The organism is Streptomyces ardesiacus (assembly GCF_003112575.1).
GTDB lineage: Bacteria > Actinomycetota > Actinomycetes > Streptomycetales > Streptomycetaceae > Streptomyces > Streptomyces ardesiacus.
Map to the genome: position 1 here is coordinate 459656 of NZ_BEWC01000005.1, position 18581 is coordinate 478236.

At 68.7% G+C, this 18581-nt stretch carries 15 protein-coding genes; 8 read left to right on the forward strand and 7 right to left on the reverse strand.

Annotation, left to right across the window (positions count from 1 at the left end; all coding sequences use genetic code 11):
- Positions 1–4 precede the first annotated feature (4 nt).
- The 7 genes from gyrA to dnaA all read right to left on the reverse strand — a co-directional run bounded on the left by gyrA (position 5) and on the right by dnaA (position 11975).
- Positions 5–2599: a DNA gyrase subunit A gene (gyrA, locus tag Sdi02f_RS18685; RefSeq protein ID WP_030403056.1), complete on the reverse strand. Its 2595-nt coding sequence runs from the start codon at positions 2597–2599 to the stop codon at positions 5–7.
- Between the two features lie 42 nt (positions 2600–2641).
- Positions 2642–4702, reverse strand: coding sequence for a DNA topoisomerase (ATP-hydrolyzing) subunit B (gene gyrB, locus Sdi02f_RS18690; RefSeq protein ID WP_174843370.1), 2061 nt, complete (start codon positions 4700–4702; stop codon positions 2642–2644).
- 434 nt (positions 4703–5136) lie between these two features.
- Positions 5137–5727, reverse strand: a complete 591-nt coding sequence (locus Sdi02f_RS18695; protein ID WP_108933693.1) for a DciA family protein — start codon at positions 5725–5727, stop codon at positions 5137–5139.
- Entirely contained in the window at positions 5724–6845 is a 1122-nt protein-coding gene (gene recF / locus Sdi02f_RS18700) for a DNA replication/repair protein RecF (protein WP_030403059.1), read from the reverse strand. The genes Sdi02f_RS18695 and recF overlap by 4 nt, the downstream gene beginning before the upstream one ends.
- Before the next feature lie 63 nt (positions 6846–6908).
- On the reverse strand, positions 6909–7787 hold the full coding sequence (gene gnd / locus Sdi02f_RS18705; RefSeq protein ID WP_030403060.1) for a phosphogluconate dehydrogenase (NAD(+)-dependent, decarboxylating): 879 nt from the start codon (positions 7785–7787) through the stop codon (positions 6909–6911).
- A gap of 198 nt (positions 7788–7985) precedes the next feature.
- Positions 7986–9116 carry a DNA polymerase III subunit beta gene (gene dnaN, locus Sdi02f_RS18710; RefSeq protein WP_030403061.1) on the reverse strand — a complete coding sequence of 377 codons (1131 nt, stop codon included), beginning with the start codon at positions 9114–9116 and terminating at the stop codon, positions 7986–7988.
- A gap of 894 nt (positions 9117–10010) precedes the next feature.
- Positions 10011–11975, reverse strand: coding sequence for a chromosomal replication initiator protein DnaA (gene dnaA / locus Sdi02f_RS18720; protein WP_108933694.1), 1965 nt, complete (start codon positions 11973–11975; stop codon positions 10011–10013).
- A 377-nt stretch (positions 11976–12352) separates the two neighbouring features.
- Between dnaA and rpmH the strand changes: the two genes are divergently transcribed.
- The 8 genes from rpmH (at position 12353) to Sdi02f_RS18760 (ending at position 18362) form a co-directional block, all read left to right on the forward strand.
- Positions 12353–12490: a 50S ribosomal protein L34 gene (gene rpmH, locus Sdi02f_RS18725; protein WP_003975051.1), complete on the forward strand. Its 138-nt coding sequence runs from the start codon at positions 12353–12355 to the stop codon at positions 12488–12490.
- Positions 12491–12511: 21 nt separating this feature from the next.
- Positions 12512–12883: a ribonuclease P protein component gene (gene rnpA / locus Sdi02f_RS18730; protein WP_037799078.1), complete on the forward strand. Its 372-nt coding sequence runs from the start codon at positions 12512–12514 to the stop codon at positions 12881–12883.
- Positions 12880–13254: a membrane protein insertion efficiency factor YidD gene (gene yidD, locus Sdi02f_RS18735; RefSeq protein ID WP_030403064.1), complete on the forward strand. Its 375-nt coding sequence runs from the start codon at positions 12880–12882 to the stop codon at positions 13252–13254. Before rnpA ends, yidD begins: the two co-directional genes overlap by 4 nt.
- Positions 13255–13257: 3 nt before the next feature.
- Positions 13258–14553, forward strand: a complete 1296-nt coding sequence (yidC, locus tag Sdi02f_RS18740) for a membrane protein insertase YidC (protein ID WP_030403065.1) — start codon at positions 13258–13260, stop codon at positions 14551–14553.
- A gap of 15 nt (positions 14554–14568) precedes the next feature.
- The gene (locus tag Sdi02f_RS18745) at positions 14569–15081 is read left to right on the forward strand and encodes a Jag family protein (protein WP_030403066.1); all 513 of its coding nucleotides are present in this window, start codon (positions 14569–14571) and stop codon (positions 15079–15081) included.
- A gap of 126 nt (positions 15082–15207) precedes the next feature.
- Positions 15208–15927 (forward strand): 16S rRNA (guanine(527)-N(7))-methyltransferase RsmG, encoded by a 720-nt coding sequence (rsmG, locus tag Sdi02f_RS18750; RefSeq protein WP_030403067.1) that lies wholly within the window; start codon positions 15208–15210, stop codon positions 15925–15927.
- A gap of 264 nt (positions 15928–16191) precedes the next feature.
- Positions 16192–17265, forward strand: a complete 1074-nt coding sequence (locus Sdi02f_RS18755) for a ParA family protein (RefSeq protein ID WP_078869539.1) — start codon at positions 16192–16194, stop codon at positions 17263–17265.
- Positions 17262–18362 (forward strand): ParB/RepB/Spo0J family partition protein, encoded by a 1101-nt coding sequence (locus Sdi02f_RS18760; protein ID WP_053637796.1) that lies wholly within the window; start codon positions 17262–17264, stop codon positions 18360–18362. The genes Sdi02f_RS18755 and Sdi02f_RS18760 overlap by 4 nt, the downstream gene beginning before the upstream one ends.
- The last annotated feature ends 219 nt before the right edge of the window (positions 18363–18581 follow it).

Below are 18581 nucleotides of genomic sequence, written 5' to 3' on the forward strand. Positions count from 1 at the left end.
CGTGCTACTCGGCCGAGGGCACCTCACCCTCGTCCGTGCCGGTGGTCGCGGCACCCTCGGCGGTCTCGTCGACGGCCACATCGCCGTCGACCTCCTCCGCCTCGCGTCCCGCCTCGGCGTTGCGTGCGATGCCGACGACGGCATCGCGCTTGCCCAGATTGATCAGTTGGACGCCCATGGTGTCACGGCCGGTCTCCCTGACCTCGCTGACTCGCGTACGAATCACACCGCCCGAGAGGGTGATGGCGAGGATCTCGTCGCTCTCCTCGACCACCAGCGCACCCACGAGCGACCCGCGGTCCTCGACGATCTTGGCGGCCTTGATGCCGAGACCGCCGCGACCCTGGACGCGGTACTCGTCGACGGAGGTCCGCTTCGCGTAACCGCCGTCGGTGGCAGTGAACACGAACGTACCGGCTCGAACAACATTCATCGAGAGCAGCTCGTCCCCTTCGCGGAAACTCATGCCCTTGACGCCCGAGGTGGCACGCCCCATCGGGCGCAGCGTGTCGTCCGACGCGGTGAACCTGATCGACTGCGCCTTCTTGCTGATCAGCAGCAGATCGTCCTCGGCCGAGACCAGTTCGGCCCCGATCAGTTCGTCGTCGCTTCCGTCCGCCTGCTCCCGCAGGTTGATGGCGATGACACCGCCGGAACGCGGCGAGTCGTAGTCCTTCAGCGGCGTCTTCTTCACCAGGCCCGCCTTGGTGGCCAGGACCAGGTACGGCGTCGCCTCGTAGTCGCGGATCGCGCGGATCTGGGCGATCGTCTCGTCCGGCTGGAAGGCCAGCAGGTTCGCCACGTGCTGGCCGCGCGCGTCCCGGCCGGCGTCCGGCAGCTCGTAGGCCTTGGCCCGGTAGACGCGGCCCTTGTTGGTGAAGAACAGCAGCCAGTGGTGCGTGGTGGACACGAAGAAGTGGTTGACGATGTCGTCTTCCTTGAGCTTCGTGCCGCGCACGCCCTTGCCGCCGCGCTTCTGCGCCCGGTAGTCGTCGGTCTTGGTGCGCTTGATGTAACCGCCACGGGTGACCGTGACGACGATGTCCTCCTCGGCGATCAGGTCCTCGATGGACATGTCGCCCTCGTACGGGATCAGCTTGGTCTTGCGGTCGTCGCCGTACTTCTCGACGAGCGCGGTCAGCTCCTCGCTGACGATGCCGCGCTGGCGGACGGGGGAGGCGAGGATCTCGTTGTACTCGTTGATCTTCGCCTGGAGCTCGTCGTGCTCCCGGACGATCTTCTGCCGCTCCAGGGCCGCCAGGCGGCGGAGCTGCATCTCGAGGATCGCGTTGGCCTGGATGTCGTCGATCTCCAGGAGGTCCATCAGGCCCCCGCGCGCGATCTCCACGGTCTCACTGCGCCGGATCAGCGCGATGACCTCGTCGATGGCGTCCAGGGCCTTGAGCAGGCCGCGCAGGATGTGCGCCCGCTCCTCGGCCTTGCGCAGCCGGAAGCGCGTACGGCGGACGATGACCTCGATCTGGTGGTTCACCCAGTGGCGGATGAACGCGTCCAGGGAGAGGGTGCGCGGCACGCCGTCGACCAGGGCCAGCATGTTGGCACCGAAGTTGGTCTGCAGGTCGGTGTGCTTGTACAGGTTGTTCAGGACGACCTTGGCGACCGCGTCCCGCTTGAGGACGATGACCAGGCGCTGGCCGGTGCGGGACGACGTCTCGTCGCGGACGTCGGCGATGCCGCCGATCTTGCCGTCCTTCACCAGGTCGGCGATCTTCTGCGCGAGGTTGTCCGGGTTGACCTGGTAGGGCAGCTCCGTGACCACCAGGCACTGGCGGTTCTGGATCTCCTCGACCTCGACGACCGCGCGCATGGTGATCGAGCCGCGGCCGGTGCGGTAGGCCTCCTCGATGCCCTTGCGGCCCACGACCAGAGCGCCGGTGGGGAAGTCGGGGCCCTTGATGCGCTCGATGAGCGCGTCCAGCAGCTCCTCGTGCGAGGCCTCGTAGTTGTCCAGGTACCACTGGGCGCCGGCCGCGACCTCGCGCAGGTTGTGCGGCGGGATGTTGGTCGCCATGCCGACCGCGATGCCCGCCGAGCCGTTGATCAGCAGGTTCGGGAAGCGGGCGGGCAGGACGGTGGGCTCCTGGGAGCGGCCGTCGTAGTTGTCCGTGAAGTCGACGGTCTCCTCGTCGATGTCCCGGACCATCTCCATCGACAGCGGCGCCATCTTGCACTCGGTGTAGCGCATGGCCGCCGCCGGGTCGTTGCCCGGCGAGCCGAAGTTGCCGTTGGAGTCGACGAGCGGCATCCGCATCGACCAGGGCTGGGCGAGGCGGACCAGGGCGTCGTAGATGGAGCTGTCGCCGTGGGGGTGGTAGTTGCCCATGACGTCGCCGACGACGCGGGCGCACTTGTAGAAGCCGCGCTCGGGGCGGTAGCCGCCGTCGTACATGGCGTACAGCACGCGCCGGTGCACGGGCTTGAGGCCGTCGCGGACGTCGGGCAGCGCACGCGAGACGATGACGGACATCGCGTAGTCGAGGTAGGAGCGCTGCATCTCCGTCTCGAGCCCGACGGGCTCGACACGCATCGCCAGGGCGTCACCCTCGGGCGTGGTCACAGGGGTGTTCTCGTCGGTCATTGCTGGTGAAGGTCCTTCCTGGTGCGGTCAGCCGTGACCGACTCAGATGTCGAGGAAGCGGACGTCCTTGGCGTTGCGCTGGATGAACGCGCGGCGGGCCTCGACGTCCTCGCCCATCAGCACCGAGAACAGGTCGTCCGCCTGCGCGGCGTCGTCGAGCGTGACCTGGCCGAGCACGCGGTGCTCCTGGTCCATGGTCGTGATGCGCAGCTCCTCGGCGTTCATCTCGCCGAGGCCCTTGAAGCGCTGCACGGAGTCCTCACGGATGCGCTTGCCGGCCTGGCGGCCCATCTCGATCAGCGCGTCGCGCTCGCGGTCGGAGTACGCGTACTCGAAGTCGTCCCGGCCCCACTTGATCTTGTACAGCGGCGGACGGGACAGGTACACGTGCCCGGACTCGACCAGCGGCCGCATGAAGCGGAACAGGAAGGTCAGCAGCAGGGTGTTGATGTGCTGGCCGTCGACGTCGGCGTCCGCCATAAGAATGATCTTGTGATAGCGGAGCTTCTCGATGTCGAAGTCCTCGTGCACGCCCGTGCCGAACGCGGAGATCATCGCCTGGATCTCCTGGTTCTGCAGGATCCGGTCGATGCGCGCCTTCTCGACGTTGAGGATCTTGCCGCGGATCGGGAGGATCGCCTGGTACTGCGGGTTGCGGCCGGACTTGGCCGAACCGCCGGCGGAGTCTCCCTCGACGATGAAGATCTCGCACTTCGTCGGGTCGTTCGACTGGCAGTCGGACAGCTTGCCCGGCAGCGACGCCGACTCCAGCAGGCCCTTGCGACGCGTCAGGTCACGGGCCTTGCGGGCCGCCACGCGCGCGTGGGCCGCCTGGATGCCCTTGCGGATGATGTCCGCGGCCTCGTTGGGGTTGCGGTCGAGCCAGTCGGTCAGGTGCTCGTAGACGATCTTCTGGACGAAGGTCTTCACCTCGGTGTTGCCCAGCTTCGTCTTGGTCTGGCCCTCGAACTGGGGCTCGCCCAGCTTCACCGAGATGATCGCGGTCAGACCCTCGCGGATGTCGTCGCCCGTGAGGTTGTCGTCCTTCTCGCGCAGCAGCTTCTTGTCGCGCGCGTACTTGTTGATCAGCGAGGTGAGCGCCGCGCGGAAGCCCTCTTCGTGCGTACCGCCCTCGTGGGTGTGGATGATGTTGGCGAACGAGTACACGCCCTCGGTGTAGCCGCCGTTCCACTGCATCGCGACCTCGAGGGACAGGTTCTTGTCCTTGTCCTCGGCCTCCAGGTCGATCACGGTGGGGTGAACCAGCTCTCCCTTGCGGGAGTTGAGGTACGTCACGAAGTCGACGATGCCGCCTTCGTAGTGGTACGAGACGCTCCTGACCTCGTGCTTCTCGTCCTCGCCCGCCTCGTCCGCACCGGCGGTGGCCTTCGCCGACTCGCGCTCGTCGGTGAGGTTGATCTTCAGGCCCTTGTTGAGGAAGGCCATCTCCTGGAAGCGCCGGGAGAGCGTCTCGAAGGAGTAGTCGGTGGTCTCGAAGATGTCGCCGTCGGCCCAGAAGGTGACCGACGTGCCGGTCTCCTCGGTGGCCTCGTGCCGGGCGAGCGACGCCGTGGGGACGCCGAGCTTGTACTCCTGCGTCCAGCGGTAGCCGTCGGTCTTGACCTCCACCGCGACCCTCGTGGAGAGGGCGTTGACGACGGAGACACCCACACCGTGCAGACCACCGGAGACCGCATAGCCGCCGCCGCCGAACTTGCCGCCCGCGTGCAGCACCGTCAGCACGACCTCGACGGCGGGCTTGCCCTCGGAGGGGACGATGCCCACCGGGATGCCACGGCCGTTGTCGACGACCCGGACGCCGCCGTCGGCGAGGATCGTGACGTCGATCGTGTCCGCGTGACCGGCCAGCGCCTCGTCGACGGAGTTGTCCACGACCTCCTGCACCAAGTGGTGCAGGCCCCGCTCACCGGTCGAGCCGATGTACATACCGGGTCGCTTGCGGACCGCGTCCAGACCCTCGAGGACGGTGATGGCACTGGCGTCGTACGAGGCGTGGGGGTCGCCCTGCGAGGCGCTCACCGCGTCGTTCACGTCGGTGTCGGTGGACGGGTTGTTCTCGTTGGGGTTGCCGGAATCGGCCACGAAGCGCCCTTTCTGGCACAGCACGAGCCGGGCTCGTCGGCAGGTTGCCGGAGCGGCTGCGGCATGTTGCGTTGGTAAGCCTTGATCAGCGTTGCTCAGCTAGTCCCGGACGGTCCCCACGGTCGGGGCGGGATTCTCTCTCATTCTACCGGTACCACTGACACTGATGGGGGTTTGCCGGTACCTGAGTCCGCATGTGCCGCCCTGAACGAGCCTTGCCCGACTCCCGATATGCGGAAGGGGGCCTCAAGAGGCTCACGACGGCACTCAGCGCTTCGAGGCGTCAACCCGTTGCTACTTGGGAGTCAGCTCGCGGCACGCGGTCCCGCGCGGTGATACGGCACAGCCCGCGCCGACGGTTCACACCGGTCTCCGGCGGTCGATTTTGTGAGGTACATCACGTATCGCTGACGAGGTCTCAGGCTCTTCCCGCATCACCCGTAGGTGTCCCCCGGGCCCTGGCTGCCGGGCGCCCGCAGCGGCCCGTACCGGCGGCCGGCACCGCCCGCGCCTCCGGGACCGAGCACCTTGATCATCCGTACCGACCCGTGCCCCAGGTCCTCGTTGAGCCGGGCCACCAGCGTCGGGGCGAGCAGGCGCAGGTTGGTCGCCCAGGCCGTCGAGTCGCAGCGCACCACCAGCACCCGCTCGTCCTCGTCGTACCGCTCCGGCACGCAGTGCTTCGCCACGTCCTCGCCGACGATCTGCGGCCAGCGGCCCATCACCCCGCCGACCGCCGCCGGGGTCTCCCAGCCGCGCTCGGTGATGAGCCGGTTGATCGCCGAGCCCAGGGCCATGGGGTCACGGCCGTCGGCCCGCGCCCCCGAGCGCAGACCGCCCCGACGCGCCTGCTTCTTCTGCTGGGCCGCGTCCCCGCGCACGCGTGCCGCCTCCCGCGCCGCCCTGAGCGCCACGCGCGCGAGGTCGACGCCGGACGGCTCCGGGCCGCCCGTCCCGGGGCCTGTCCCGTGGTCCTGCTTCCGCCCGCCGAGGGGGCTGCCGGGGCCCGGCTCGTCGGGGCTCATGCGCGCTCCACCGTGCCCTCCGCGACCGTGAACCGCGTCCCGGCGAGCACGTGCGGGACGTCGTCGTCGACCGCCGCCGTCACCAGCACCTGCTCGCCGGGCGCCACCAGCTCGGCCAGCCGCTCCCGGCGCCGCGCGTCCAGCTCGGCGAAGACGTCGTCCAGGACCAGCACCGGCTCGTTGCCCTCGGCCCGCAGCAGGTCGAACGAGGCCAGCCGCAGCGCCAGCGCGTACGACCACGACTCGCCGTGGGAGGCGTAGCCCTTGGCGGGCAGTGAGCCGAGCTTGAGCAGCAGGTCGTCGCGGTGCGGACCGACCAGGGTGACGCCCCGCTCGATCTCCTGCTTGCGGGCCTCGCCGAGCGCCGCCATCAGCTGCTCGTACAGGTCCTCGCGCGTGTGCGCCTCGCCGGGCGCCGACGGCTTGTACTCCAGCGCGAGGGGCCCGCCGCCCGGGGCGAGCTGCTCGTACGCCTTGTCGGCCAGCGGCTGCACGGCCGCGATCAGGTCCAGGCGCTGGGCGAGGAGTTCGGCGCCCGCGCGCGCGAGGTGCTGGTCCCAGACGTCGAGCGTGGACAGATCCATCGTCCGGCCCCCGTGCCGGCGGGCGAGCGCGGCCGACTTCAGCAGGGTGTTGCGCTGCTTGAGGACCCGGTCGTAGTCGGAACGCACCCCGGCCATCCGCGGGGAGCGGGCGGTGATCAGCTCGTCCAGGAAGCGGCGCCGCTCGCCGGGGTCGCCCTTCACCAGCGCCAGGTCCTCCGGCGCGAACAGCACGGTGCGTACGATGCCGAGCACGTCACGCGGTCTGACCTGCGAGGACCTGTTGATGCGGGCGCGGTTGGCCTTGCCCGGGTTCAGCTCCAGCTCGATGAGCTGCTGCCGCTCGCCCTGCCGGACCTGGGCGCGGATCACGGCGCGCTCGGCGCCCATGCGCACCAGGGGGGCGTCGGAGGAGACCCGGTGGCTGCCGAGGGTGGCGAGGTAGCCGACCGCCTCGACCAGGTTGGTCTTGCCCTGCCCGTTGGGCCCGACGAAGGCGGTGACGCCCGGGTCCAGGGGCACCTCGACCCGGGCGTACGAACGGAAGTCGGCCAGCGACAGATGCGTGACGTGCATGGTCGTGCGCCGACCTCCCAGCCTCCGGGTGTGGACCCTCGGGCGTTGACCTTCGGGTGTTGCTTACTTCTTCTTCTCGACCGCGTGTCCGCCGAACTGGTTGCGCAGCGCGGCGATCATCTTCATCTGCGGCGAGTCGTCCTGCCGGGACGCGAACCGCGCGAAGAGCGACGCCGTGATCGCGGGCAGCGGCACCGCGTTGTCGATCGCGGCCTCCACAGTCCAGCGTCCCTCACCGGAGTCCTGTGCATAACCCCGGAGCCCGTCCAGGTGCTCGTCGTCGTCGAGCGCGTTGACCGCGAGGTCGAGGAGCCAGGAGCGGATCACCGTGCCCTCCTGCCAGGAGCGGAAGACCTCGCGGACGTTCTCCACGGAGTCGACCTTCTCCAGCAGCTCCCAGCCCTCGGCGTAGGCCTGCATCATCGCGTACTCGATGCCGTTGTGGACCATCTTCGCGAAGTGGCCCGCGCCGACCTTGCCGGCGTGCACGGCGCCGAAGTCGCCCTCGGGCTTGAGGGCGTCGAAGACCGGCTGCACCTTGGCGACGTTCTCCGCGTCGCCGCCGTACATCAGCGCGTAGCCGTTCTCCAGGCCCCACACGCCGCCGGAGACGCCGCAGTCGACGAAGCCTATGCCCTTGGCCGCCAGCTCCCCGGCGTGCTTCTCGTCGTCCGTCCAGCGGGAGTTGCCGCCGTCCACGACGACGTCGCCGGGCTCCAGCAGCTCGCCGAGCCGGTCGACGGTGTCCTGGGTGGCCTCGCCGGCCGGGACCATCACCCACACCACGCGCGGGGCGCTGAGCTTGCCCACCAGCTCTTCCAGGCTGTGGACGTCGGCGAGGTCCGGATTGCGGTCGTATCCGACGACGGTGTGGCCCGCGCGGCGGATCCGCTCGCGCATGTTGCCGCCCATCTTGCCGAGGCCGACGAGACCGAGCTCCATCAGTTGCGTTCCTTAGGTGTGCGAGGTGGCAAGGCGGCACCTCCGAACCCGCCGGACGGGTGCCGCGGCACTTTCGTACCCGCGTCGAGCCTAAACCCGCACGCCCGTGCACAGTTGTGGGCATACGCGCTCAGGCGTATGCCCCCACCTGCGGGTTCGTCCCCACCCTGTGGACAGCGACCGCCGGAGCCCGTCGGCTCAGCCGCTCAGCCGCACCGGCATGATCAGGTACTTGTAGGCCTCGTCCGCCTCGGCGTCCACCGCGGGCTTGCCGCTGAGCAGGGCCGGCTTCGTGGACGTCGTGAACGAGAGCTGGGCGACCGGGGAGTCGATCGCGCTCAGACCGTCCAGCAGGAAGGTCGGGTTGAAGGCGATCGAGATGTCGTCGCCCTCCAACTGGGCGTCGACCCTTTCCACAGCCTGTGCGTCGTCGCTGGAACCGGCCTCCAGGATGAGCACGCCCTGCTCGAAGCTGAGCCGCACCGGGGTGTTGCGCTCGGCGACCAGGGCCACGCGCTTGACGGCCTCCACGAAGGGGGCGGTCTCGATCACGGCGACGCTGTTGAACTCCGTCGGGAACAGCGTCTTGTACTTCGGGAGGTCGCCCTCCAGCAGACGCGTCGTCGTACGGCGGCCGGCGCCCTCGAAACCGATCAGGCCCTCGCCCGCGCCGGAGCCGGACAGCGCCAGGATCACCTGGTCACCGCTGGTCAGGGCCTTGGCGGTGTCCTGCAGCGTCTTGGCGGGCACCAGGGCGACCGCAGAGATGTCCGGGTTCTCCGGCTTCCACAGGAACTCGCGGACCGCGAAGCGGTAGCGGTCGGTGGAGGCCAGCGTCACCGAGTCGCCCTCGATCTCGATGCGCACACCGGTCAGGACGGGCAGCGTGTCGTCCCGGCCCGCGGCGATCGCCACCTGCTGCACGGCGGAGGCGAAGACCTCACCGGGGACGGTGCCGGTCGCCTCCGGCATCTGCGGCAGCGCCGGGTACTCCTCCACAGGCAGGGTGTGGAGGGTGAACCGCGAGGAGCCGCAGACCACCGTCGCCCGTACACCGTCTGTGGAAATCTCGACCGGCCGGTTGGGGAGGGCGCGGGAGATGTCGGCGAGCAGGCGGCCGGAGACGAGGACCGTGCCCTCCTCCTCGATCTCCGCCTCCACGGACACCCGCGCCGAGACCTCGTAGTCGAAGCCGGACAGGCTGAGCTGTCCCTCCTCGGCCTTCAGCAGCAGGCCCGCGAGGACCGGCGCCGGCGGACGGGCCGGGAGGCTGCGCGCAGCCCAGGCCACTGCCTCCGCGAGTACGTCGCGTTCCACCCGGATCTTCACTGTTGCCGCCTCCTGCTGTTGCCGGCGCTGCTCGCCCTGCTTCGCCTTCGTCGTCTGACCGGTGTCGTCCGCCGCTGTGAGGGGCAGAACACCGGGGACCAGTCTGACGCACCCCACTGACAGTAGGTGCCGTTCGGGGTCAAGTCGTGACGAGGGGCGGCCGGGCTCGAGAGGGCGAGTTGTGCACAGGACCCGCTTCGAAACGAATTCCGCTCTCTCTCTAGTCGTCAGTAGTAGTAGGGCCTGTGGATACCGTGGATAACCCCGTTTGCCCAGGTCAGAGCAGGAATTTTGTCCACGGGTCCTGTGGGCGGAGCCGGTGGACAACCGGGCACATCTGTGGAGAACAGAAAGTTCTGCACACACCGTGCACAGGGAGAGGCGACTTCTCCCCAGAGCCGTCCCCAGCTTTACCCACGTTTCCCACAGCCCAACCAGGCAGCCCGGTGTGACGCCTTTCACTCGACGCGGTGACAGGGCGCGTCACGTTGCCGAACAGTGGACAGCCATGTGGAGAAGCTGGGGATCACTGGGGACAACCCGCTCCAGCCTGTGGGTTGCCCGTGGACAACTGCATGCACAGCCTGTGGACCGTTTGGTTGTCCACAGGCTGTGGAGATCGTTCGTCCACGAATCCACAGGGAGCTGACCTGCCCCGATGATCTCTCAACAGCCTGACCTGTGGACAGGATCGGGACAACTTCCCGGTCCCCAAGGTGTGGACGGAAAAAAGTGGCCGAATCTGTGGAGGACGGCCGTAACCCGGCAGGTATTCGAACAGCGGAGAGGACGCGCGTACGGGCGGGTGGAGGCCCGGAGCGAGCCCGGGGACGCGAAAGGCGCCCCCGGAAGTCCCGGAGGCGCCTTCGTGGCCGTGCCGGCGGCCGCGGGCCGTCAGCCGTTCTTGATGCGGTTGGTCAGCTCGGTGACCTGGTTGTAGATCGAGCGCCGCTCGGCCATCAGATTGCGGATCTTGCGGTCGGCGTGCATCACCGTCGTGTGGTCCCGGCCGCCGAAGAGCGCGCCGATCTTCGGCAGCGAGAGGTCCGTCAGCTCGCGGCACAGGTACATGGCGATCTGCCGGGCCGTCACGAGCTGGCGGCCGCGCGAGCTGCCGCACAGGTCCTCCACCGTGAGGCCGAAGTAGTCGGCGGTCTCGCTCATGATCGCCGTCGAGGTGATCTCCGGGGTGGAGTCCTCGCCGCCGGGGATCAGGTCCTTGAGGACGATCTCCGTGAGGCCGAGGTCGACCGGCTGCCGGTTGAGCGACGCGAAGGCCGTCACCCGGATCAGGGCGCCCTCGAGCTCGCGGATGTTGCGCGAGATCCGTGAGGCGATGAACTCCAGCACCTCCGGCGGAGCGTTGAGCTGCTCCTGCACCGCCTTCTTGCGCAGGATCGCGATGCGCGTCTCCAGCTCGGGCGGCTGTACGTCGGTGATCAGCCCCCACTCGAACCGGTTGCGGAGCCGGTCCTCCAGCGTGACCAGTTGCTTGGGCGGCCGGTCGCTGGAGAGAACGATCTGCTTGTTGGCGTTGTGGAGGGTGTTGAAGGTGTGGAAGAACTCCTCCTGCGTCGACTCCTTGTCCGCGAGGAACTGGATGTCGTCGACGAGCAGGATGTCCATCTCGCGGTAGCGCTTGCGGAAGCTGTCGCCCTTGCCGTCGCGGATGGAGTTGATGAACTCGTTGGTGAACTCCTCCGAGCTCACGTAGCGCACGCGCGTGCCGGGGTAGAGGCTGCGCGCGTAGTGCCCGATGGCGTGCAGGAGGTGGGTCTTGCCGAGCCCCGACTCCCCGTAGATGAAGAGCGGGTTGTAGGCCTTCGCGGGTGCTTCGGCCACGGCGACGGCCGCCGCGTGGGCGAAGCGGTTGGAGGCGCCGATGACGAAGGTGTCGAAGAGGTACTTCGGGTTCAGGCGCGCGGTCGGCTCGCCCGGTCCGGTCGCCGGCGCGGGCTGTGCGGCCAGCGGCCCGGGCGCCCCGGTGGCGGGTCCGGGGCCTACGGGGCCGCCGCGGTGGACGTGTCCGGATCCGGGCGGGGGCTCGGGCAGGTCCCGGCGCGGGCCGCGCTGGTCGTAGTCGCCGCGCTGCTGGTCGTAGTCGCCGCGCGGGGCGTCGTAGTCGCCGCGGGGCTTGTCGTAGTCGCTCCGGGACTGTTCGTAGTCACCGCGCGGGGAGTCGTACGACGGGCGGTCCGGGGGCTGCGGCCGGTAGTCCTGCTGCTGGTACGGGGGGTGGGAGTCGTGGGAGTACGGCGGCGGCTCCTGGCCGTACGGCTCCTGCGACGGGGACGCGTAGGGGTCCCGCTCCGGGAAGCCGAGGCGCTGCTGCTGCCAGCCGTAGTCGTCCTGCTGCGCCGGCCGGGGCCAGGAGCCGGGCTCGGGGCGCTGGTACTCCTGCGGGTAGGCGGGCCGTGCGGTGGGGAGCTGGTCGGCGCGGTTGCGGCCGTAGCCCTCGTACTCGTCGCGGTAGTCCTCGCGGCCGCTCTGGCCGGGGGCGGGGAGTTCGGGCTCCTCGTAGCGGGGCTGCGGGCGCGACGGCGGGCCCTGCGGGGCTTGGGGCGCCGGGCCGGCGGGCTCGCCCGCGGTGTCGTCGACGGTGATCGCGATACGGATCGGGCGGCCGCATTCGCGGGTCAGGGTCTCGCTGACGATCGGGGCGAGGCGGCCCTCCAGTACGCCCTTCGCGAATTCGTTCGGTACGGCGAGCAGGGCGGTGTCGGCGACCAGCGCGAGCGGCTGGCAGCGGCGGATCCAGTGCTCGTCCTTCGACTCGACGCCCTGCCCGCGGCCCTCTCCGAGGAGTTGCTCCAGTACGCGTGGCCACACTGCGGCAAGATCGGCAGGTACGTCAGCCACAGGGCACGCTCTCTCACGGGTCCCTCGAAGGTGTGATTCGAGGACAGGTCGGGATGAAAATCGGATGGGGCAGGGATAAGGGAACGAATCGGAGTCCAGCCACGGTAGTCAGCGCGGCGGGTAGGGTTCAAGTTGTTGTCCCCAGCCTGTGGACAAGTGTCTCCCGGTCACCGCTGGTTTGACCGAATGGCGCAGTCGCACGTACCGTAACCAGGTCGAGTTGTCGATGGCTGCTGCCGCCTGCCTCCGATGGGCACAGGTCACGTCCAAGGTGATCGAAAAGCGGTGCACTCGGGCGTAACGCGAGCTACTCGTGGGCGCACGGTGACAGCCAGGACGGCACCCCGCCACCACCCGAATCTTTCTGGAGCCCCCGAGTGAGCAAGCGCACCTTCCAGCCGAACAACCGTCGTCGCGCGAAGACCCACGGCTTCCGGCTGCGTATGCGTACCCGTGCCGGCCGCGCGATTCTCGCGACCCGCCGCAGCAAGGGTCGCGCCCGTCTGTCCGCCTGATCCCGATCAGGTCATGACGTCGTGCTGCCCACCGAGAACCGGCTGAGGCGGCGCGAGGACTTCGCGACCGCGGTACGACGGGGCCGCCGGGCCGGCCGCCCGGCCCTCGTCGTCCACCTTCGAAGCGGTGCCACGGACCCGCACGCGCCTGGGGAGAGCGCTCCCCGGACACGTGCGGGTTTCGTCGTGAGCAAAGCCGTGGGTGGCGCGGTCGTGCGCAACAAGGTGAAGCGCAGGCTTCGCCATCTGATGCGCGACCGGATCGACCTGTTGCCCCCCGGTAGCCTGGTAGTCGTACGAGCGCTGCCCGGTGCGGGTGACGCCGACCATGCACACCTGGCCCGAGACCTGGACGCCGCCCTGGCGCGGCTACTGGGAGGGGGCGCGCGATGAAGTACCCGCTGCTGGCTCTGATCAAGCTCTACCAGTGGACGATCAGTCCGCTGCTGGGGCCGGTCTGCAAGTACTACCCGTCGTGTTCCCACTACGGCTACACGGCCATCGACCGGCACGGAGCCGTCAAGGGCACGGCGCTCACCGCCTGGCGCATCCTGCGGTGCAATCCGTGGTCGCCGGGCGGAGTGGACCATGTTCCACCGCGCAAGCGTCCGCGGTGGCACGAAATGCTGCGTGCCGCCTGGCGGGCACGCAAGGGCGGGACCTCCGCCGCCGAACCGGCCACCGAAGGACGGCCTGCTCACCCGAGCACGTCCGAACCTTCGAGCCCGGCCGCAGAGACCTCGCCCCATGCCCAAGGAGCATGATTAGTGGACACGATTGCCAGCCTCTTCAGCTTCATCACCTGGCCCGTCTCCTGGGTCATCGTCCAGTTCCACACGGTGTACGGGGCGATCTTCGGACCTGACACCGGATGGGCCTGGGGCCTGTCCATCGTGTCCCTGGTGATCCTCATCCGCATCTGCCTGATCCCGCTCTTCGTGAAGCAGATCAAGGCGACGCGCGGGATGCAGACGCTCCAGCCGGAGATGAAGAAGATCCAGGAGCGCTACAAGAACGACAAGCAGCGTCAGTCCGAAGAGATGATGAAGCTGTACAAGGAGACGGGTACGAACCCGCTCTCCTCGTGCCTTCCCATCCTGGCGCAGTCCCCGTTCTTCTTCGCCCTCTACCACGTGCTCAATGGCATCGCCTCCGGCGACACCATCGGCGCGGTCAACCAGAGCCTGCTGGAGAGCGCGCAGAAGGCGCACATCTTCGGGGCCCCGCTGGCCTCCAAGTTCTTCAGCAGCGAGAGCGACGTCTCCGCCCTCAACGCCTCCCTCACCGACGTCCGGGTCGTCACCGCGATCATGATCGTGCTGATGTCGGCCTCGCAGTTCTTCACCCAGCGCCAGCTGATGACGAAGAACGTCGACACCACCGTGAAGACGCCGTTCATGCAGCAGCAGAAGATGCTGATGTACGTCTTCCCCGTCATGTTCGCCGTCTTCGGTGTCAACTTCCCCGTCGGTGTCCTCGTCTACTGGCTGACCACCAACGTGTGGACCATGGGCCAGCAGATGTACGTCATCCGCAACAACCCGACGCCGGGCTCCAAGGCGCAGGCCGCCTACCTCGAGCGACTGCACAAGAGCGTCACCGAGCACGGCAGGATCCGTGGCCGGGGCCAGAAGGCCATCGTGAAGGCGATCGTCGCCAAGGGCCGGGACCGCAACGAGGCCGAGCGGAAGTTCATCAACGGTCTGAACAAGGCAGGCATGGCGGCCCAGGCCGACGGCACCGTGGTGAAGAACGAGGCCGCCGTCGCCGCCCAGAGCGCGGACGGCACGACCGTGACGACCACGGGCCAGCCCAAGCGCCAGCAGCCCAAGCGGCAGACCAAGTCCCAGCGTCAGGCCAAGACCGCCGGTGACGCCGAGCCGAAGACGTCGCTGACCAAGTCGGACGAGCCGCAGGACGCCAAGCCTGACGACAAGCAGGACACCAAGTCCGCCGGTGGTGCCAAGAAGCCGGCTCCGAAGTCCGGCAGCGGTGGCCGCAGCAGGGCACAGTCCGGTCAGCGCAAGGGCCCGCAGCGGCCCAAGTCCCCGTCGAAGAAGTAAGAAGGAGTCCATCCCGTGACGGAAGGCACCACCTCCGCCGCTGCCGAGGGCGCAGACACCCTGACCCGCCTCGAGCAGGAGGGCGACATCGCGGCGGACTACCTGGAGGGTCTGCTCGACATCGCCGACCTCGACGGCGACATCGACATGGACGTCGAGGCCGACCGCGCCTCCGTCTCGATCATCAGCGACAGCAGCAGCCGCGATCTGCAGAAGCTGGTCGGCCGGGACGGTGAGGTGCTGGAGGCTCTGCAGGAGCTCACGCGCCTCGCCGTGCACCGTGAGACCGGTGACCGCAGCCGGCTGATGCTGGACATCGCGGGTTACCGGGCGGGCAAGCGCGCCGAGCTGTCCGAGCTGGGCGCCAAGGCCGCGGCCGAGGTCAAGAGCAGCGGCGAGTCCGTGCGGCTCGAGCCGATGACGCCCTTCGAGCGCAAGGTCGTGCATGACGCGGTCAAGGCCGCGGGACTCCGCAGCGAGTCCGAGGGCGAGGAGCCGGAGCGCTTCGTCGTCGTCCTCCCCGCCTGATCGGTTCCCCTCGTTCTCCGGCCCCGTCTGTTGCGCAGGCGGGGCCGAATTTTGTCAGCCTGATAGTTCTGGTGGTTCTGGCACCGGCGTCCTCTGCGCCGGTGCCGTACGGAAGGACGGTCCCCCGTGTCGGAGGCAGCGGAGCTCCCCCCTGTACCCGAGCAGGCACGTGACGTGTTCGGTGATCGCTACGCGGACGCGGTCCGCTATGCGGAACTGCTCGCCGAAGCGGGGGTGAAGCGCGGCCTGATCGGCCCGCGTGAAGTGCCCCGGCTCTGGGAGCGGCACCTGCTGAACTGCGCGGTGCTCTCGGAGGTCGTCCCCGAGGGAGTGACGGTGTGCGACGTCGGCTCGGGCGCCGGCCTGCCCGGCATCCCCTTGGCTCTGGTACGGGAAGACCTGAAGATCACGCTCCTGGAGCCGCTGCTGCGCCGCACGAACTTCCTCAGCGAGGTCGTGGAGCTGCTGGGCCTGGACCATGTCACCGTGGTGCGGGGCCGGGCCGAGGAGGTCATGGGCAAGCTGCCGCCGGTGCACGTGGTGACGGCCCGTGCCGTCGCTCCCCTGGACCGGCTCGCCACCTGGGGCATCCCGCTGTTGCGCCCGTACGGCGAGATGCTCGCCCTCAAGGGCGACACGGCCGAGGAGGAGCTGAAGGCGGCGACCGCGGCATTGAGCAAGCTCGGAGCGGAAGAGACCTCCATCCTTCACGTCGGCGAGGGGGTCGTGGAACCCATGTCCACCGTGGTGCGGGTCGAGGTCGGCGAGAGCCCCGGCGGTGTGCGTTTCGCCGCCAAGCGGGCCAAGGCGGCCCGGACCGGCCGGACGCGTCGACGTCGCGGGTAGGAGCCCGGCCGTTCCGTCGTACTCCACACAAGCTGCCCTGCCCACGCGTGCCGGAGTGTCGCGGCCGATCGCTCTCGGCTGCTGTGCATCGTGTTTCACGTGAAACGTCGCTCACTGCTGCACGGCATCATCAGTCGCGGCCGCGCCGCGGCCGACCCACGTGAACGGAAGCCTCTCGGGTCGCTCGGAGAGGGTACGGAGTTGTCCACAGAGGTGGATTTCTCCACAGAAGCCCAGGCCTCACTGGTTCATGACCCCGAAGGCATGGGAGGCTCTGTTCATTGCGAGCCTGAAGTCGAGGAGAGTGAATCCTTGCGGTCCGACGCCAATATCGCGGGACCGATGACCGATCCGGTCCCCGGTCCCCGTACCGAGTCGATGGGGGCGGATGTTTCACGTGAAACACCGCCTCCGATGGACGACACTCCGATCGGTCGTGCTGCCCAACTGGCGGTGGAGGCTCTGGGCCGCGCCGGCGATGGGCTGCCGCGCCCCGAGCAGACCCGGGTCATGGTCGTAGCGAACCAGAAGGGCGGTGTGGGCAAGACGACGACGACCGTCAACCTTGCCGCGTCACTCGCCCTGCACGGTGCGCGGGTCCTGGTCGTCGACCTCGACCCCCAGGGCAATGCCTCCACCGCGCTGGGGATCGACCACCACGCGGATGTGCCTTCCATCTACGACGTGCTGGTCGAGAGCCGGCCGCTCTCGGAAGTGGTCCAGCCGGTCCCCGATGTCGAGGGCCTGTTCTGTGCGCCCGCGACCATCGACCTCGCCGGTGCGGAGATCGAACTGGTCTCTCTGGTCGCACGTGAGAGCCGGCTCCAGCGGGCGATCACGGCGTACGAGCAGCCGCTGGACTACATCCTCATCGACTGCCCGCCTTCCCTGGGCCTGCTGACGGTCAACGCGCTCGTCGCGGGCCAGGAGGTCCTGATCCCGATCCAGTGCGAGTACTACGCGCTGGAGGGCCTGGGACAGCTGCTGCGCAACGTCGACCTGGTCAGGGGACACCTCAACCCCACGCTGCATGTGTCAACGATCCTCCTCACCATGTACGACGGCCGGACGCGGCTCGCGTCCCAGGTCGCGGACGAGGTGCGCAGCCACTTCGGCGAGGAGGTGCTGCGGACCAGCATTCCCCGCTCGGTCCGTATCTCCGAGGCCCCGAGCTACGGGCAGACGGTGCTGACCTACGATCCAGGATCAAGCGGAGCCCTCTCCTACCTGGAGGCGGCCCGTGAGATCGCGCTGAAGGGAGTGGGTGTCAGCTATGACGCGGCCCACGCCCATGTCGGCGCTCAGAATGATCCAAACATGGTGGAGGGGATCCAGTGAGTGAGCGACGGAGGGGGCTGGGTCGTGGTCTGGGCGCACTGATCCCCAATGCCCCGACCGAGAAGTCGGTAGCCTCGGCGGCGTTGGGAACCGCGGTTCCCGCGGCCCCGGGGGCGATGCCTCTGCTGCCGAACGAACGCGGGGTGGCCGCGGCGAAGGTGGCCACGCTGGCGCATGTTTCACGTGAAACGGAGGAGCCGACGGCGCCCCAGGGTGCTGAAGGGCTCCGACCGCCCATGGGGGCACACTTCGCCGAGGTTCCTCTCGACGCGATCACGCCGAATCCGAAGCAGCCGCGCAAGGACTTCGACGACGACGCGCTGGCCGAGCTCGTCACCTCTATCAGGGAGGTCGGTCTCCTCCAGCCGGTCGTCGTGCGGCCCACGGAGCCCGGACGCTACGAGCTCATCATGGGCGAGCGCCGGTTCCGTGCCTGCCGAGAGCTGGAACTGGATGCCATCCCGGCGATCGTCCGGGCGACGGAGGACGAGAAGCTCCTCCTGGACGCGCTCTTGGAGAACCTGCACCGTGCTCAGTTGAACCCGCTGGAGGAGGCGTTCGCCTACGACCAGTTGCTGAAGGACTTCAACTGCACGCACGACCAGTTGGCGGACCGCATCGGTCGCTCCCGTCCGCAGGTGTCCAACACGCTGCGTCTGCTGAAGCTCTCGCCGAAGGTGCAGAACCGGGTGGCCGCAGGGGTGCTCTCCGCGGGTCACGCGCGAGCCTTGCTCTCTGTCGACGACCCGGAGGAGCAGGACCGGCTGGCCCATCGCATCGTGGCCGAGGGGCTCTCGGTGCGGTCGGTCGAGGAGATCGTGACCCTGATGGGGTCCCGGCCGCAGAAGCCGCAGCGAGCCAAGGGACCGCGGGCCGGCTCCCTGGTCTCCCCGGCGCTCTCGGACCTGGCGACTCGGCTCTCGGACCGCTTCGAGACACGCGTCAAGGTCGACCTGGGGCAGAAGAAGGGCAAGATCACCGTGGAGTTCGCCTCCATGGACGATCTGGAGCGGATCCTCGGCAGCCTGGCCCCCGGCGAAGGCCCCGTACTGCAGAAGGGCCTCCTGGACGAGAAGGACGACGACGTCGAATCCTGATGTCGGGGCGAGGGAGCGCCCGGCGGCGCTCCGACAGCTTCAAGGGCGGGCCGTGTGCCGGTGCTTACCGGAACACGGCCCGCCCTTTGCATTGCGTCGGTGTCGAGGCCACCGCATCGTGGATACGATGCGACCGGGATGGCGTTGTCACCTGGCAGTACCTCTGAGAGGAAGGCAGGGGCCATGCGAACGATGAGCCGCACCGAACTGGTGAGCGCG

Coding starts and splice junctions, on each gene's coding strand:
- gyrA (WP_030403056.1), bottom strand. CDS start 2,599: ATGACCGACGAGAACACCCCTGTGACCACGCCCGAGGGTGACGCCCTG.
- Sdi02f_RS18695 (WP_108933693.1), bottom strand. CDS start 5,727: ATGAGCCCCGACGAGCCGGGCCCCGGCAGCCCCCTCGGCGGGCGGAAG.
- recF (WP_030403059.1), bottom strand. CDS start 6,845: ATGCACGTCACGCATCTGTCGCTGGCCGACTTCCGTTCGTACGCCCGG.
- gnd (WP_030403060.1), bottom strand. CDS start 7,787: ATGGAGCTCGGTCTCGTCGGCCTCGGCAAGATGGGCGGCAACATGCGC.
- yidD (WP_030403064.1), top strand. CDS start 12,880: ATGAAGTACCCGCTGCTGGCTCTGATCAAGCTCTACCAGTGGACGATC.
- Sdi02f_RS18755 (WP_078869539.1), top strand. CDS start 16,192: ATGGGAGGCTCTGTTCATTGCGAGCCTGAAGTCGAGGAGAGTGAATCC.